This window comes from Actinoplanes sp. SE50/110 (assembly GCF_900119315.1).
In the GTDB taxonomy this organism is placed as follows: Bacteria; Actinomycetota; Actinomycetes; order Mycobacteriales; family Micromonosporaceae; genus Actinoplanes.
Genome location: NZ_LT827010.1, coordinates 6,215,837 through 6,229,316, shown reverse-complemented (window position 1 = coordinate 6,229,316; position 13,480 = coordinate 6,215,837). Strand labels below are relative to the sequence as shown.

Below are 13,480 nucleotides of genomic sequence, written 5' to 3'. Positions count from 1 at the left end.
TGGGCCCATGGGATGGACGGTGCGCAAGCAGTTGCTCTGCCCGGCCTGCGGCGACGTGCTCGCCGACGCCCTCCACCGCCGTTTCCCGGCCCAGCTGATGCTCCGGGCCCCGGCCGGCTGGGAGATCATGCCCCGCCGCAGCGCCGCCGTCGAACGCGAACTGCTCGCCGGCGACCTCCCCGGCGACCCGGACCGCGCCACCCTGCAGGCCATGCTGCTCCGCCACCACGCCGACCTGATCTACACCCTGACCTGCCCGCGCGGCCACGTCACCTACCGCGCCGCCCCCGACCTGGTCCGGGCGCTGCGCACCACCCCCGGAAACTGGGTCACCCCGGCCTGAGCCGCCGGGTCGCCGCGGATCAGCTCCGATCGAGCCGGACCGGGGCCGCCCCGCTCGGCTGAATGTCGCTATTCGCGGCCTGCTGGAACGGCACGTCGCGGTAGTTAATGTCAATTCGACATTAATCTAGCGTCGAAGCGCCCTGGCGATCGAGATGGAAGCCGCCGGCGTCGCCAAGGCCGGCCACCTGAACGCGGCGCCGGTCGCGGTGATCCGCGGCATCAGCGACTTCGCCAACGGGACGAAGGCCGCCAGCGACGGCGCATCCTGGCAGCCGCGGGCCGCTGAGCACGCCGCCGCCTTCGCCGCCGCCCTGGCCGCCGAGATCAGGCCGAGGCGGACGGCCGCACCGTCGGCTGCCCGGCAGGCGGAGCCGGTGACGGTGGAGAACCACAACACCGTCACCGGCAACGCGCGGGTCGGCATGCAAGGCGGCACCATCGCCGGGGACGTCCACTTCGGCGCCGGATTCTGGGACGACGCGACGGGGAGCGGCCGGCGATGAAGTCCTCGGACAACAGGCCCCCGACCACGACCACCAACAACCATGCGGGTGACAACGCCCGGGTGGGATTCCAGGGCGTCGTTCACGGCGACCTGAAACTCGTGGTGCCGCCGGATGCCAGCCCGGCCGAGAAGTTCCAGGCGGCCAAGGCGCATCTCGACAGCCGGTCGATCACCACGGCCAGGAAACTGATGGAGGAGGTCGTGCATGCCGGGCACACCTCCGCGGAGATCTGGTTCTACTGGCTTCTGGCGTACCTGAGCAGGCGTACGCTCCGCGAACTGTCCCCCACCGAGCGGGACCGCCTGGAGAAGGCGCGCGAGACCGCCGCCGGCGTGCCCGGAGCCGACCGGTGGACCCGGGGGATCCGGGTCATCGGCCAGGTCCTGGATGCCGCCGAGTCGGGGGCCGGCCAGTCCACGTCGATCACGGAATGCCTGATCGGCCTGGACGACAAGCCACAGGACGAGATCCATCGGCACCTCGGCCTGCTGTTGCGCGACGCGGTCCGCAACGACGTGTGGCGCCAGGACATCGCCTCGGCGATCCGCAGGCAGCGAGCCGCGAACCGGGAGAAGCGGGTATGGAAGTTCTTCGAGCCGGATCCGCGGGCAGCTCGGGTGTATCCCCTCGCAGACCGGCCCAGCGACGCTCAGATGGCCGAGTGGCTGGACTGCGATGTTCAGGTCCTCCTGGACCAGACGATGAGCCGGTACCAGCTCCGCAGGGACGAGATCCAGACGTATGCCTCGCTGGAGGCGCCCGGGCCGAACTGCCGGAATGCCCGGATACCCAACGGGCCATGGCGCTATTCGACGTACCGGATCGTAGTTTTTCTACTGACCCGTGAAGGCGTCCGGCAGATCGAGGTGGATCTGAGATTCGCGCAGGGGACCTTCCACAGTTGGAATCGCATGAACTACCGGTTCGAGGCGGTCGCGGCGGTCCGGGTGGAGGAGGGCGACGACGGCGCCCGGGACTTCGATCTCTCGCTGATCAGCGGCGAGAACGTCGAGGTGCGGGCGACCGATTCCACCCAGGCGGACCCGGCAGTCGAGGATCCGCGGATCGTGGCGGACGCGTCGATGGACGCGGCGGGCCTGCGTTCCACGCTGTTCATGCTGGAGGGTGTCGCCGCGGAGGGGCGGGCCTGGTGGCATGCGCGTCATCCACGCTCGTCGGATCCGGACGACGACCCGGTCCGCAGGATGGGTGGGAAGAGGGAGACCGCCGAGCCGCGCCGGTAGAGGATGGCGGGGCGCCCCACGTCGGCGGCACGTTTCGCTCCGGTCGGCACGACGAAACCGCTGGTGTGCATGACTTTGCGGTTGAAGTTGCGCGGATCGACCGGGGCGCCCCACACCGCCTCGTACACGGCTCGCAGATCGCCGATGGTGAACGATGACCCGCAGAACGCGGCCGCCAGGGTGGTGAACTCCAGCCGGGTGCGGGCCCGCTCCACCGCGTCGGCCAGGATGACGTCGTGGTCGAACGCGAGGCCGGAGCGGGCGCGGTTGACCGGCATCCAGGCCGCGCTGCTCGCGTCCGAGCCGGCGGTCGGCAACGGGAGATCGGGCATGACGGCCAGATAGGCGACGCTGACCACCCGACCGCGGGGATCCCGGCCGGGTGCGCCGTAGGCGGCCAGTTGCTCCAGATGCAGTGTCGTTCCGTCGAGGCCGGTCTCCTCGCCGAGTTCGCGTACCGCCGTGTCGTGGATGTCCTCACCGCGCCGGACGAAGCCGCCGGGCAGCGCGTGACGACCCTGGAAGGGCTCGTTGCCCCGCGTGATGATCAGAACCTGGAGCCCGCCCTCCCGGACGGTGAGGATCGCCAGATCCACCGCCAGGCGCAGCCGCTCGTGTTCCCGGTCGATCACCGGCGGCGACCCCAGCGCAGGTAGGCGAGGGGGCCGAACGGCTGCACGGCGGGGGCCGGGAGCCAGGCGAGTTTGCGGCCGCGGACCTGGACGCCGGGGCGGCGGATCAGGTCGGCGAGGGCGACGGTGGTGACCACGAGCTCGGCGGCGGCCAGCGCCATGATCGCGCGTTGCTGGCCGCGGCTGAGGTCGCTCCAGGATTTCTTCTCCGGCATCACCCTGTTGTACCGGAGCCGGGGACGCGACGGGTCCCCGGCTCCGGTGTGGATCAGAGCAGTCCGCCCATGCCCGGGTCGGTGATGCTGTCCCGACCGTTCTCCAGGTGCCCGGCGTACTGCTGGACGGTGTCACCCACGGTGATGGTCACGTCGTACCAGCCGCGGGTTCTCGTGGTGTTGATCTGCGAGGTGCGGGTGGTGCCGCCGCGCAGGGTGAGCGTCGACGCGTGCCCGGTGTACCGATCCGAAACGGTCACCTCGGCGCGGTCCCGGCCGGTGTTCCGGATCTCCAGGAGGACCGTGTCGTGGTGTTCGACGTACCGCGCCCGGGTTTCGATCGGGGAGGTGCCGCGCCGGAAGCGGCGGTAGAAGCCGTTCGGACCGTGCACCTCCACCTCGGCGGCGGTGAAGTCGCCGGTCAGGTGCTTGCCCGGTTCGACGGTGAAGGACACCGGGTCGGCGCCCGAGGGCCGGACGTGGAAGACCGCCGTGGCCCGGCCGACGTTGCGCAGCACCAGCGTGTCGCCGGTGAGATCGGCGTGCAGGGCGTAGGGCAGGGCCCGGGCGGGACGTACACCGCGCTCCTGCCGGGGCAGTCTCGCCTCGGTCGGTGGGACCGGGACCAGGTCGGGCTGCCGGGTCAGGTCGGACGGTTTCAGCGCCGCGGTGTCCGGCAGGTCCACCGGCCGCCGGTTCGGCGTGCGGAAGTCGAAAGCACCGGTCAGGTCGCCGGCCACGGCCCGCCGCCAGGGCGTGATGTTCGGTTCGGTGACGCCGAAGCGGCGCTCCAGGAACCGGATCAGCGAGGTGTGGTCGAAGGTCTGCGAGTTGACCCAGCCGCCGCGGGTCCACGGTGAGACGACGATCATCGGGACCCGGATGCCCAGCCCGTACGGCCCGGCCGGATGCCCGGCCCCGGTGAAGATCTCGTTGACCGTGGAGACGGTCGAACGGGCCGGGTCGGGGGTCGGCGGGATCAGGTGGTCGAAGAAGCCACCCTCCTCGTCGTACGTGACGAACAGCGCCATCTTCGACCAGATCGCCGGGTTCGACGCCAGGATGTCGATCACCTGCGAGATGTACCAGGCGCCGTTGTGCGGCTCCCAGTTCGGGTGCTCGGTGTACGCCTCCGGCGCCACGATCCAGGTGACCCGCGGCAGCGTGCCATTCTCCACGTCTGTGCGGAAATCGGTCAGCAGTCGCTCCGGGGCGCGGCCGAGTCGGTTCACCTCGGTGCCGGTCTTCGCCCGGTCCGCCAGCGGGTCACCGGGCTGCGCGTTCTGATACCGGTGGAAGTAGAGCAGGGCGTTGTCACCGTAGTTGCCGATGAACGGGTCCGACGTCCACCCCCAGGAGCCGGCCGCGGTCAGCCCGAGCCCCACGTCCTGGTAGACCTTCCACGAGACGCCGGCCTTCTCCAGGCGCTCCGGGTAGGTGGTCCAGTCGTACCCCGCCTCGGCGTTGGTGATCACCGGGCCGCCGCCCGTGCCGTCGTTGCCGACCCAGCCGGTCCACATGTGGTACCGGTTCGGGTCGGTCGGCCCGAGCAGCGAACAGTGGTAGTTGTCGCACACCGTGAAGGCGTCGGCCAGCGCGAAGTGGTACGGCAGGTCGGCTCGGGTGTGATGGGTCATCGTCTCGACACCCTTGTTCGGCACCCAGCCGTCGTACCGCCCGCCGTTCCACGCGCCGTGCGTGTCGTCCCAGCCGTGCGGTGGGTCCGGGAGGAACGAGCCGCCCAGGTCCGGCACATCCGGCCGGAACGGCAGCAGTTCACCGTCCCCGTTGCGCTGATGCCACACGCTCTTCCCGCTCGGCAGGGTCGCCGGATGCGGATCGGCGAACCCACGCACCCCGCGCAGCGTGCCGAAATAGTGGTCGAAGGAACGGTTCTCCTGCATCAGGAAGATGACGTGCTCCACGTCCTCGATCGACCCGGTGCGGTTGTTCGCCGGAATGGCGAGGGCCTTCTCCAGCCCCGCGGGCATCGCGGCGGCCACCGCCGGCATGCCCAGCATCTGCAGGAAGCTTCGACGATCCACGCTGCTCACGCCGGGGAACCTAGTTACTCCAGATGGACTCGACATGACATTCAAGAGTACCGATTGATACGCCCCGGCTAAACTGCCCGCCGTGCGCTGGTGGCGGGGGCTCCGACCACTCCTGATGATCTATTCGCCGTCGCCGTCGCCGTCGCCGTCGCCGTCGCCGTCGCCGCCGGCCAGGCCGTCTCGGCGGTCGCGGGCCAGGCGATCCCGTCACTCGCGGCCGGTCTCCTGGTCGCCACCGCGACGATTGCCCGGTACGCGTACCTCGCCCGCTGCCCGGAGCAACGCGAAACCACCGATGTGCCACGCGCCGGCCGATTCTGATCGACCGGCCGTGGTGTCCTCGCGACATCGGCGTGCTCACCGTCGCACTCCCGGCCATCGCGACCGCGGTGGCTTCCGGATGAGGGCGAACTAGCCTCCTAGGATGCCTAAGGGTGGTGATCGGTGCGGCTCGCGCCGGCAAGAGCGACGAGAGCGGCGGTCGTGGCGCGGCGGCGGGTGGCGGAAAGCGGTTTGGTGTGGGTAGCGCGGTCGGGAGAGGATCGCAGCGTGAGCGAGCGCGGAGAGCGTGCCGGGCGGTTACGGGTGGAGCTGTTCGGTGGTTTGCGGGTCTGCCGGGATGAAGCGGATCTGGCGGTGCCTGGCGCGCGGCTTCGGGGGTTGGTCGTGCGGCTCGCGCTGGCAGCCGGGCGGCCGGTCGGGGCCGGGACGCTGGTGGACTCGCTGTGGCCCCGGGAGCGGCCGGCGGATCCGGCGAACGCGCTGCAATCGCTGGTCTCGCGGCTGCGGCGGGTGCTGGGGGACGCCGAGGCGGTGGCGCAGGACGAGGGCGGATATCGGCTTCGGGTCGGCGACGACGATGTGGACGTGGTGCGGTTCGAGCGACTGGCCGGGCAGGGGCGGCAGCGGCTGCGGGCCGGGGACGCGGTCGGGGCGGCGGAGCTGCTCGGGGCGGCGGTGGCGCTGGTCCGGGGTGGGATCGCGGCCGAGGTCGGGGTGGTGGCCGCGGCGGTCGGGCTGCGGCTGGAGCGGTCGGTGGGGGCGGCGTTCGCCGATGTGGCGGAGAGCGATCTGCTGCTCGGGCGGTTCGACGCGGCGGAGGGGCGGCTGGTGCGGCTGCTGGCGGAACATCCGCTGGACGAGCGTGTCACCGCGCTGCTGATGGACACGCTGGCGGCGCAGGGGCGGCAGGCGGATGCGCTGGCGCTCTACGAGCGGGTGCGCGAGGAGGTGGCCGAGCGGCTCGGGGCCGATCCCGGTGCGGCGCTGCGCGAGCGGCACCTGCGCCTGCTGCGTGGTGAGTACGGCGACGGCACGCGCACGACCGGCCCGGTGGGTGCGGGCCGGGCCGGGGTCGGACGTGGCGGCTCAGCGGAAGCCGAGGCTGCCGGCCAGGCGGGGAGAGGTGGCGGAGTCTCGGCCGGACCACGAGGAGCCGGCGAGGCAGGGGCGGGGAGCGCCGACCCGGTGGCAGGTGGGGGTGCCCGCGGTGTCGGGCGGGCCGGCGGTGGCGCCGGGCGCGATGCGGCGGTTGACGGTGCCGCTGGGCGGGCGGGTGGCCTCGGCGTACCGGGCGATGGCGGACCGGAAGAAGAGAGGGAACAGGGCGGTAGCAACCTTCCGGAACCGTTGACGAGCTTCATCGGCCGTGAGGCCGATCTGGCGCGGCTCGATGACCTGCTCGCGGCCGGGCGGCTCGTCACCGTGCTCGGGCCCGGTGGGGCGGGGAAGACTCGGCTGGCTACGCAGGCGGCGCGGCGGCGGCGGGGGGAGTTCCGGGACGGGGTGTGGCTGATCGATCTGGCTTCGGTGACGGCGTCCGGGGAGTTGCCGGCGGCGGTGCTGACGGCTACCGGGCTGCGGGCGGCGGCGATCTTCGAGGGTGGGTTGCGGCTGGAGGGGCGCGGGGACGTCGATGTGCTGGTGGATCAGTTCGCGGGGCGGGAATGCCTGTTCGTGGTGGACAACTGCGAGCATCTGATCGATGCGGTGGCGCATCTGACGACGGCGCTGCTGGTGCGGTGTCCGGGGTTGCGGATCCTGGCGACCAGCCGGGAGCCGCTGGCGGTCGACGGCGAGGCGCTGGTGCCGCTCGGACCGCTCGGCCTGCCCGAACAGACGCCGCCGGGACATGCGGCGGCCGGGCAATCGCCGTCGGGACATGCGGCGGCCGGGCAATCGCCGTCGGGACATGCGGCGGCCGGGCAATCGCCGTCGGGACATGCGGCGGCCGGGCGATCGGTGCCTCAGCCGCCGGCGGCGGTCGAGGGCATGGACGGTGCGGTGGAGCGGGCCCGGCGGGCACCCGCGGTGCGCCTGTTCGCGGAGCGCGCGGCGGCGGTGCTGCCCGGTTTCGCGGTGGACCGGTCGACGGTGGCGGATGTGGTGCAGATCGTGCGGCGCCTCGACGGGCTGCCGCTGGCGCTGGAGCTGGCCGCCGCCCGGCTGCGGACGCTGGGTCTGCGGGAGTTGGCCGACGGCCTCGATGACCGGTTCCGCCTGCTGACGACGGGGAGCAGGACGGCGCTGCCCCGGCACCGGACGTTGCGCGCGGTGATCGCCTGGAGCTGGGAGTTGCTGGCCGAGGACGAGCGGATCCTGGCCGAGCGGGTGTCGGTGCTGCCCGGTGGGGTGACGGCCGGTTCGGCGGCGGCGGTGTGCCCGCAGGTGCGGGCGGCGCTGATCCCGGATCTGCTGGCCGCGCTGGTGGACAAGTCGCTGTTGCAGCGGGCGCCGGACGGCCGTTACCGGATGCTGGAGACGTTGCGGGAGTACGGGATCGACCGGCTGGCCCAGCAGCACGCGCTGGTGGCGACGCGGGGGTTGGCGGCGCGTCACCTGGCCGGCGTGGTGGCCGAGCACGATCCGCGGTTGCGGACCGCCGAGCAACTGGACGCGTTGCGGGTGCTGCGGGCCGAGTATGACAATGCGCTGGCCGCGCTGCGGCATCTGTGTGACGAGCGGGATGCGGACGGCGCGACCCGGCTGGCGTTGAGTCTGGTCTGGTACTGGCAGATGTTCGGCCGGCATGCGGATGCGGCGTTCTGGCTGCACGAGGCGCTGAGCCTGCCGGGGGAGCGGGATCCGCTGGTCACCGACACCGCGGAGGCGGTGCTGGCGCTGAACCGGGTCAGTGCGGACCGGGTGATGGTGACGGAGACGGCGCAGCAGCGGCAGGATCGGCTGCGAAGTCTGGCGGTGCGGCTGAACCGGCATGCCGAGCTGCCCGGGATGGTCGGCGCACTGTCCACGGTGGTGCTGTTCATGGCGCAGGAGGAGGCGGCGGCGCAGGAGCGGATGGCGCAGCTGGTGTCCGGTCCGGATCAGTGGGTGGCGGCGCTGGCCCGATTGTTCCGGGCCCAGGTGGCGGAGAACAACGGGGATGTGGCGCAGGTCCGGGTGGATGTGACGGATGCGCTGGCCGGGTTCCGGGCGGCCGGGGACCGGTGGGGGCAGGCGACCACGTTGCCGCTGCGGGCCCTGCTGCGGCAGTACGAGGGTGATCTGGACGGCGCGCTGGCCGACCTGACCCTGGCGAAGGCGCTGGCCGGCGAGTTCGGTTCGCTCGACCTCGGCGATGAGATCTTCATCGATCTACGTCGGGCCGACCTGCACATGCGTCGCGGGGAGCCGCAGGAGGCGCTGATCGCGGTGCAGGCGGCGCGGCTCCGGGCGGCCCGGGCGATGACGCCGGAGATGATGCTGCTGATCGATGCCCTGGAGGCCGGCACGATGGTCGGCATGGGGGATTTCGCCCGGGCCGAGGAGCTGGTGGCCCGGGCCGAGGGTGGCCTGTCCGGCGGGCCGGGCGGCTTCTTCGACGGCGATCACGGCACGGCGATCGTTCAGACGGTGCGGGCGTCGCTGGCGTTGCACCACGGTGATCCGGTGCGGGCCGAAAAGGCGTTGATCGCGGCGTACGCGGCGGCACAGCAGACGCGTGACATGCCGATCCTGTCGATGGTGGCGGTGGGCGCCGCCGGGCTGGCCGATCTGCTGGGCCGGCATCGGGAGGCGGCGCAGCTGCTGGGGGCGGCGGCCCGGTTGCGCGGGTCGCACGATCCGACCGAGTTGCAGGTGGCCGAGTTGACCCGGCGCTGCCGGGCGGCGCTGGGCGAGGACGGGTTCAGCGAGGCGTACGCGGTGGGCTGGACGATGGATCCGCACACGGCGCTGGCCCGGGCGGACCCGGGCCAGCTGCGTGCACTGGAAGGTCAGGCGCGCTTGTTGTAGGCGCGCAGTGCCAGTGGGACGAAGACCACCAGCAGGCACGCCATCCAGGCCAGGGTGGCGATCAGGTGGTGGGCGACGGGGCCGCCGGTGAGCAGGCCGCGTTCCGCGCCGACCAGGTGGGTGATCGGGTTGACCTTGACGAAGGCCTGCAGCCAGCCGGGCAGGGTCTCGGTCTTGACGAACACGTTGCTGCCGAACGAGAGCGGGAAGACGAGCAGGAACATCACGCCCTGCACGGCGCCCGAGGTGCGCACGAGCATGCCGACGAAGACCGAGATCCAGCCGAAGCAGAGGCCGAAGCCGATGGCGAGGGCGACCGCGGCCAGGGTGGCTTCGGCGTCGGTCTCGATCCGGAAGCCCATCACCGTGCCGATGCCCAGGGTGACCACGCAGACCGTGACGTACCGGATGATGTCCGCCATGACCGCGCCGACCAGGGGTGCGGACCGGGAGACCGGCAGTGACCGGAACCGGTCGAAGACGCCCTTCTCGATGTCGGCGTTGAGGTTCTGGCCGAGCGCGATCCCGCCCATCGCCAGCGACTGGGCGAGCATGCCGGGCAGCAGGAACTGCAGGTAGGTGTGCCGGCCGCCGACGCCGGCGATGGCGCCGCCGAACAGGTAGGTGAACATCAGCAGGAAGATGACCGGCTGGATGGTCACGTCGATCAGGGCTTCGGGGGTGCGGATGGTCTTGATCAGGCTGCGCTGGGCCAGGGCGGCGCTGTGCCGGATCAGGGCGAGGAAGGGGCCGCCCCGCGCGTGATCGGTGTAGGTCACTTCGTCCAGGACCGCCGCGGTCATACCAGGACCTCATCCTTCTTCTCGCCACCGGTCAGGGTGTGGAACACCTCGTCGAGGCTGGGCAGGTGCAGGCCGAGCTCGTTGACCTCGATGCCGGCCCGGCGCAGTGCGGGCAGCACGTCGTCGAGCGCGGTGTCGGTGGTCACCGGGACCGAGGCGGCTCCGGGCCGGGAGCCGGCCGTGGCGTCCGGCGCGGCGGTGGTGCCGGGCGAGGCGACCGCGTCGAGGATGCGCAGCACGTCGGGCAGCCGGCCCGGGTCGGCCGGCCGGATCCGTAGGGTCTGCCCGCCGACCCGGCGTTTGAGCCCGTCCGGGGTGTCCTGCGCGATCACCCGACCGTGGTCGACGACCACGATCTCGTCGGCGAGTGCGTCGGCCTCTTCCAGGTACTGGGTGGTGAGCAGCACGCTGGAGCCCTGCGCGACCTGGGTGCGCACGACACCCCACATGTCTTCGCGCTTGGCCGGGTCGAGGCCGGTGGTCGGCTCGTCCAGGAAGATCACCTCGGGGTGGCCGACGAGGCTGGCGGCCAGGTCGAGGCGGCGGCGCATGCCACCGGAGTACGTTTTGGCGGGGCGGCCGGCGGCCTGGGTCAGGTCGAACCAGGCGAGCAGTTCGGTGGCGCGCTTCTTGGCGTCGCGGGTGGTCAGGTCGAGCAGCCGGCCGATCAGCACCAGGTTCTGGGTGCCGGTCAGATCCTCGTCGACCGACGCGTACTGGCCGGTCAGCCCGATCCGGCGGCGCACCTTCTGCGGTTCGCGCAACACGTCGATGCCGGCCACGTACGCGGTGCCCTCGTCCGGGCGCAGCAGGGTGGCCAGCACCCGGACCGCGGTGGTCTTGCCGGCCCCGTTGGGTCCGAGCACGCCGAGCACCGTGCCGCGGCGCATGGCCAGGTCCACCCCGTCGAGCGCCTGTGTCTTGCCGAAGCGTTTGCGCAGCCCTTCGGCCCGCACTACGAGATCGTCCACGATCGTCCCCCTCATCCGTCTACGGGACAGAGCGTGGGGGAGGGCGCTGGCATGATCCGCACACGGCGCTGGCACGGTGGTGCCAGCCGGCTGTCAGGCGGTTCGCCCCGGGGCGCCGGGCGGCAATGGTCGGACCGACCTGAGCCAGGACCTCATTTTCCCTGGGCGGCTGCCGATCTGACCGGATGTGACGGGTATGCGGCGACCGCCGGGGTGGGCCGCCTGGCTGCTCGGCGGCTCGGCCGCCGTGGTCGGGTACACCCTGCTGCCGTACGGCTGGCCGCAGTTCGTGCTGTCCTGGCTGGTCGCGGTGAGCGCGTGCGTGACGCTGGTGGTCGGCGCCTGGCGGCACCACCGGGAGCAGCTGGCGGCCTGGCACGTGTTCGCCGGCGGCGCGCTGCTCTGGCTGGGCGGCGACCTGTATTACGCGCTGCGCGCCGATGGCGGCTATCCGACCTGGGCGGACGCGTTCTACCTGGGGGCGTATCCGCTGCTGCTGACGGCGCTGTTCCAGCTGACCCGACGGCGCGGGCCCCTCTGGTCGGGCAACCTGATCGACTCGGCGATCGTGGCGATCAGCGTCGGCATCGTCTACTGGACGTTCGTGATCGAGCCGGTGCTGGTGAACCCGGCGGTGCCGCTGCTGACCCGGGCGGTGACCGCCGGCTATCCGGCGATGGGGGTGCTGCTCTGCGCGCTGCTGGTGCCGATGCTGTTGCGCCGCGGACCGCGGACCGCCGCGATGTGGCTGCTCACCGCCGGCGGGGTGGTGACCATGGCGGCCAACGTGGTGTACACGCTGCTGCCCGAGGTGTTCGCCGCGCACGCGACGCTGGTCTACGCCGGATATCTGTTCGCTGACGTGTGCTGGGCGGCGGCGGCCGCGCATCCGGGCAAGGCGGCGGGCGTCGTCGAGGAGGACGACAGCCTGGGCTGGGGCCGGCTGCTGGTGCTGACCGCCTCGATGCTGCTGGTGCCGGCGATCCTGTTGGTGCAGGGTGAGCTCGGCGTGGGCCGGATGAGCTGGCTGACCGTCGGGATCGGGTCGATGGCGTTGTTCGTGCTGGTGGTGACCCGGATGTCCGGGTACATCGCGCGGGTCCGCAGTCAGGCCCGCCGGCTGCACGACCTGGCGATGCGTGACGACCTGACGGGGCTACCGAACCGGCGGGCGTTCGAGGAGGAGGCGGCCCGGGTGGTGGCCGGTGGCCCGTGCCGGCTCATCATGGTCGACCTGGCCGGGTTCAAGCACGTCAACGACCGGTTGGGCCGGGCCGCCGGCGATCAGGCGCTGGCTGCGGTCGGCCGGCTGCTGCGCATGTCGCTGCGCGAGGGTGACGCGGTGGCCCGGATGGGCGCCGACGAGTTCGCCGTGCTGGCCTGCGACACGCAGCCCGGCGACGGCGAGTCGGTGGTCGCCCGGCTGCTCGACGCGCTGCGCCGCCCGATCGTCTCCGGCGAGCAGGAGCTGCTGCTCAACCCACGGTTCGGGGTGGCCGACAGCGAGGACTGCGGCGCGGTGCCGGTGCCCGAGCTGGTGCGCCGCGCGGACACCGCCCGGTATGCGGCGAAGTCGTCCGGCGCCCAGTTGATGGTCTACACCCCGGAGCTGGACGAGCGGGCCGACGCGGCCGCCTCGCTCGGCGCTGAGCTGCGGCACAGCCTCGACGACGGTGACTTCCGGGTGGTCTACCAGCCGATCGTCGACCTGCGCAGCGGCCGGTTCGAGGCGGTCGAGGCGCTGGTCCGCTGGCAGCATCCGGTGCGCGGGTTCGTCAGCCCGGCCGACTTCGTGCCGGTCGCCGAGGACAACGGGCTGATCGTCGAGCTGGGCGAGTTCGTGATGCGGACCGCCTGCCACAAGTTCGCCGGCTGGCGGCGGGACCTGGGGGCGGACGGGCCCAGCTACGTCAGCGTGAACGTGTCCGCCCGGCAGCTGAGCGAGCCCGGCTTCCCCGAGGTGGTCGCCGCGATCCTCGACGAGTGCGGGCTGGCCCCGGCCGAGTTGCTGGCCGAGGTGACCGAGACCGCGCTGTTCGGGGGCGGCACCGCGGTGCAGGCGGTGGAGACCCTGCACGCGGCCGGGGTGCGGATCGCCCTGGACGACTTCGGCACCGGGCACTCGTCGCTGGGCCTGCTGCGCACCGTCCCGGTCGACGTGCTGAAGGTCGACAAGTCGTTCGTCGACGAGATCATCGCGGGCGCCGGCCGGGCGGTGATCGTCGACGCGCTGATCCACGTCAGCAAGGGGTTGCGGCTGCGGGCGGTGGCCGAGGGGGTGGAGACCGCGGAGCAGGCCCGGTATCTGCGCCGGCTCGGCTACGAGTATGCGCAGGGTTATTTTTTCGGCCGGCCGGTGCCGGATCCGGAGTTCCGGCCGGAGTTGCGTGACCCGCTCCCGGACTACGAGTTCGGCGGCGAGCTCGGTACGGGCGACCGCCCGGCGTTCGCCGTCGACCAGGTGTAGCGGAGTTCGA

11 protein-coding genes are annotated in these 13,480 nt (G+C 72.1%); 6 read left to right on the top strand and 5 right to left on the bottom strand.

Going from position 1 to position 13,480, the window contains the following annotated elements; all coding sequences use genetic code 11:
- The first annotated feature begins 7 nt into the window (after window positions 1–7).
- The 3 genes from ACSP50_RS27895 (at window position 8) to ACSP50_RS27885 (ending at window position 2,095) form a co-directional block, all read left to right on the top strand.
- Window positions 8–343 (top strand): hypothetical protein, encoded by a 336-nt coding sequence (locus ACSP50_RS27895; RefSeq protein ID WP_014692648.1) that lies wholly within the window; start codon window positions 8–10, stop codon window positions 341–343.
- 154 nt (window positions 344–497) lie between these two features.
- Complete coding sequence (locus ACSP50_RS27890; protein WP_014692647.1) at window positions 498–848, top strand: purine phosphorylase family 1; 351 nt, start codon at window positions 498–500, stop codon at window positions 846–848.
- Entirely contained in the window at window positions 845–2,095 is a 1,251-nt protein-coding gene (locus ACSP50_RS27885) for a hypothetical protein (RefSeq protein WP_014692646.1), read from the top strand. Before ACSP50_RS27890 ends, ACSP50_RS27885 begins: the two co-directional genes overlap by 4 nt.
- Here the strand turns inward: ACSP50_RS27885 and ACSP50_RS27880 are convergent.
- From ACSP50_RS27880 to ACSP50_RS27870, 3 genes are read right to left on the bottom strand one after another with little or no spacing between them, the layout of a single operon-like run.
- Complete coding sequence (locus ACSP50_RS27880; protein WP_014692645.1) at window positions 2,014–2,727, bottom strand: NUDIX domain-containing protein; 714 nt, start codon at window positions 2,725–2,727, stop codon at window positions 2,014–2,016. The two genes, ACSP50_RS27885 and ACSP50_RS27880, sit on opposite strands and share 82 nt — an antisense overlap.
- Window positions 2,724–2,942, bottom strand: a complete 219-nt coding sequence (locus ACSP50_RS27875) for a PLD nuclease N-terminal domain-containing protein (protein ID WP_014692644.1) — start codon at window positions 2,940–2,942, stop codon at window positions 2,724–2,726. The genes ACSP50_RS27880 and ACSP50_RS27875 overlap by 4 nt, the downstream gene beginning before the upstream one ends.
- Window positions 2,943–2,995: 53 nt before the next feature.
- Complete coding sequence (locus ACSP50_RS27870; protein WP_043512320.1) at window positions 2,996–4,996, bottom strand: phosphocholine-specific phospholipase C; 2,001 nt, start codon at window positions 4,994–4,996, stop codon at window positions 2,996–2,998.
- 90 nt (window positions 4,997–5,086) lie between these two features.
- Here ACSP50_RS27870 and ACSP50_RS27865 point away from each other — a divergent pair, with 90 nt between their 5' ends.
- Both ACSP50_RS27865 and ACSP50_RS44895 read left to right on the top strand, forming a co-directional pair.
- Window positions 5,087–5,317: a hypothetical protein gene (locus ACSP50_RS27865; RefSeq protein WP_014692642.1), complete on the top strand. Its 231-nt coding sequence runs from the start codon at window positions 5,087–5,089 to the stop codon at window positions 5,315–5,317.
- A gap of 228 nt (window positions 5,318–5,545) precedes the next feature.
- Window positions 5,546–9,229, top strand: coding sequence for a BTAD domain-containing putative transcriptional regulator (locus ACSP50_RS44895; RefSeq protein WP_014692641.1), 3,684 nt, complete (start codon window positions 5,546–5,548; stop codon window positions 9,227–9,229).
- Here the strand turns inward: ACSP50_RS44895 and ACSP50_RS27855 are convergent.
- On the bottom strand, window positions 9,211–10,032 hold the full coding sequence (locus ACSP50_RS27855; protein ID WP_014692640.1) for an ABC transporter permease: 822 nt from the start codon (window positions 10,030–10,032) through the stop codon (window positions 9,211–9,213). The two genes, ACSP50_RS44895 and ACSP50_RS27855, sit on opposite strands and share 19 nt — an antisense overlap.
- Window positions 10,029–11,018: a daunorubicin resistance protein DrrA family ABC transporter ATP-binding protein gene (locus ACSP50_RS27850; protein ID WP_043512316.1), complete on the bottom strand. Its 990-nt coding sequence runs from the start codon at window positions 11,016–11,018 to the stop codon at window positions 10,029–10,031. Before ACSP50_RS27850 ends, ACSP50_RS27855 begins: the two co-directional genes overlap by 4 nt.
- 181 nt (window positions 11,019–11,199) lie before the next feature.
- Here ACSP50_RS27850 and ACSP50_RS27845 point away from each other — a divergent pair, with 181 nt between their 5' ends.
- Entirely contained in the window at window positions 11,200–13,470 is a 2,271-nt protein-coding gene (locus ACSP50_RS27845) for a bifunctional diguanylate cyclase/phosphodiesterase (protein WP_014692638.1), read from the top strand.
- The last annotated feature ends 10 nt before the right edge of the window (window positions 13,471–13,480 follow it).

Excerpts from the sequence above, each read along its gene's own strand:
- ACSP50_RS27895 (WP_014692648.1), top strand. The coding sequence starts at position 8 with ATGGGATGGACGGTGCGCAAGCAGTTGCTCTGCCCGGCCTGCGGCGAC.
- ACSP50_RS27890 (WP_014692647.1), top strand. The coding sequence starts at position 498 with ATGGAAGCCGCCGGCGTCGCCAAGGCCGGCCACCTGAACGCGGCGCCG.
- ACSP50_RS27885 (WP_014692646.1), top strand. The coding sequence starts at position 845 with ATGAAGTCCTCGGACAACAGGCCCCCGACCACGACCACCAACAACCAT.
- ACSP50_RS27875 (WP_014692644.1), bottom strand. The coding sequence starts at position 2,942 with ATGCCGGAGAAGAAATCCTGGAGCGACCTCAGCCGCGGCCAGCAACGC.
- ACSP50_RS27855 (WP_014692640.1), bottom strand. The coding sequence starts at position 10,032 with ATGACCGCGGCGGTCCTGGACGAAGTGACCTACACCGATCACGCGCGG.
- ACSP50_RS27850 (WP_043512316.1), bottom strand. The coding sequence starts at position 11,018 with ATGAGGGGGACGATCGTGGACGATCTCGTAGTGCGGGCCGAAGGGCTG.
- ACSP50_RS27845 (WP_014692638.1), top strand. The coding sequence starts at position 11,200 with ATGCGGCGACCGCCGGGGTGGGCCGCCTGGCTGCTCGGCGGCTCGGCC.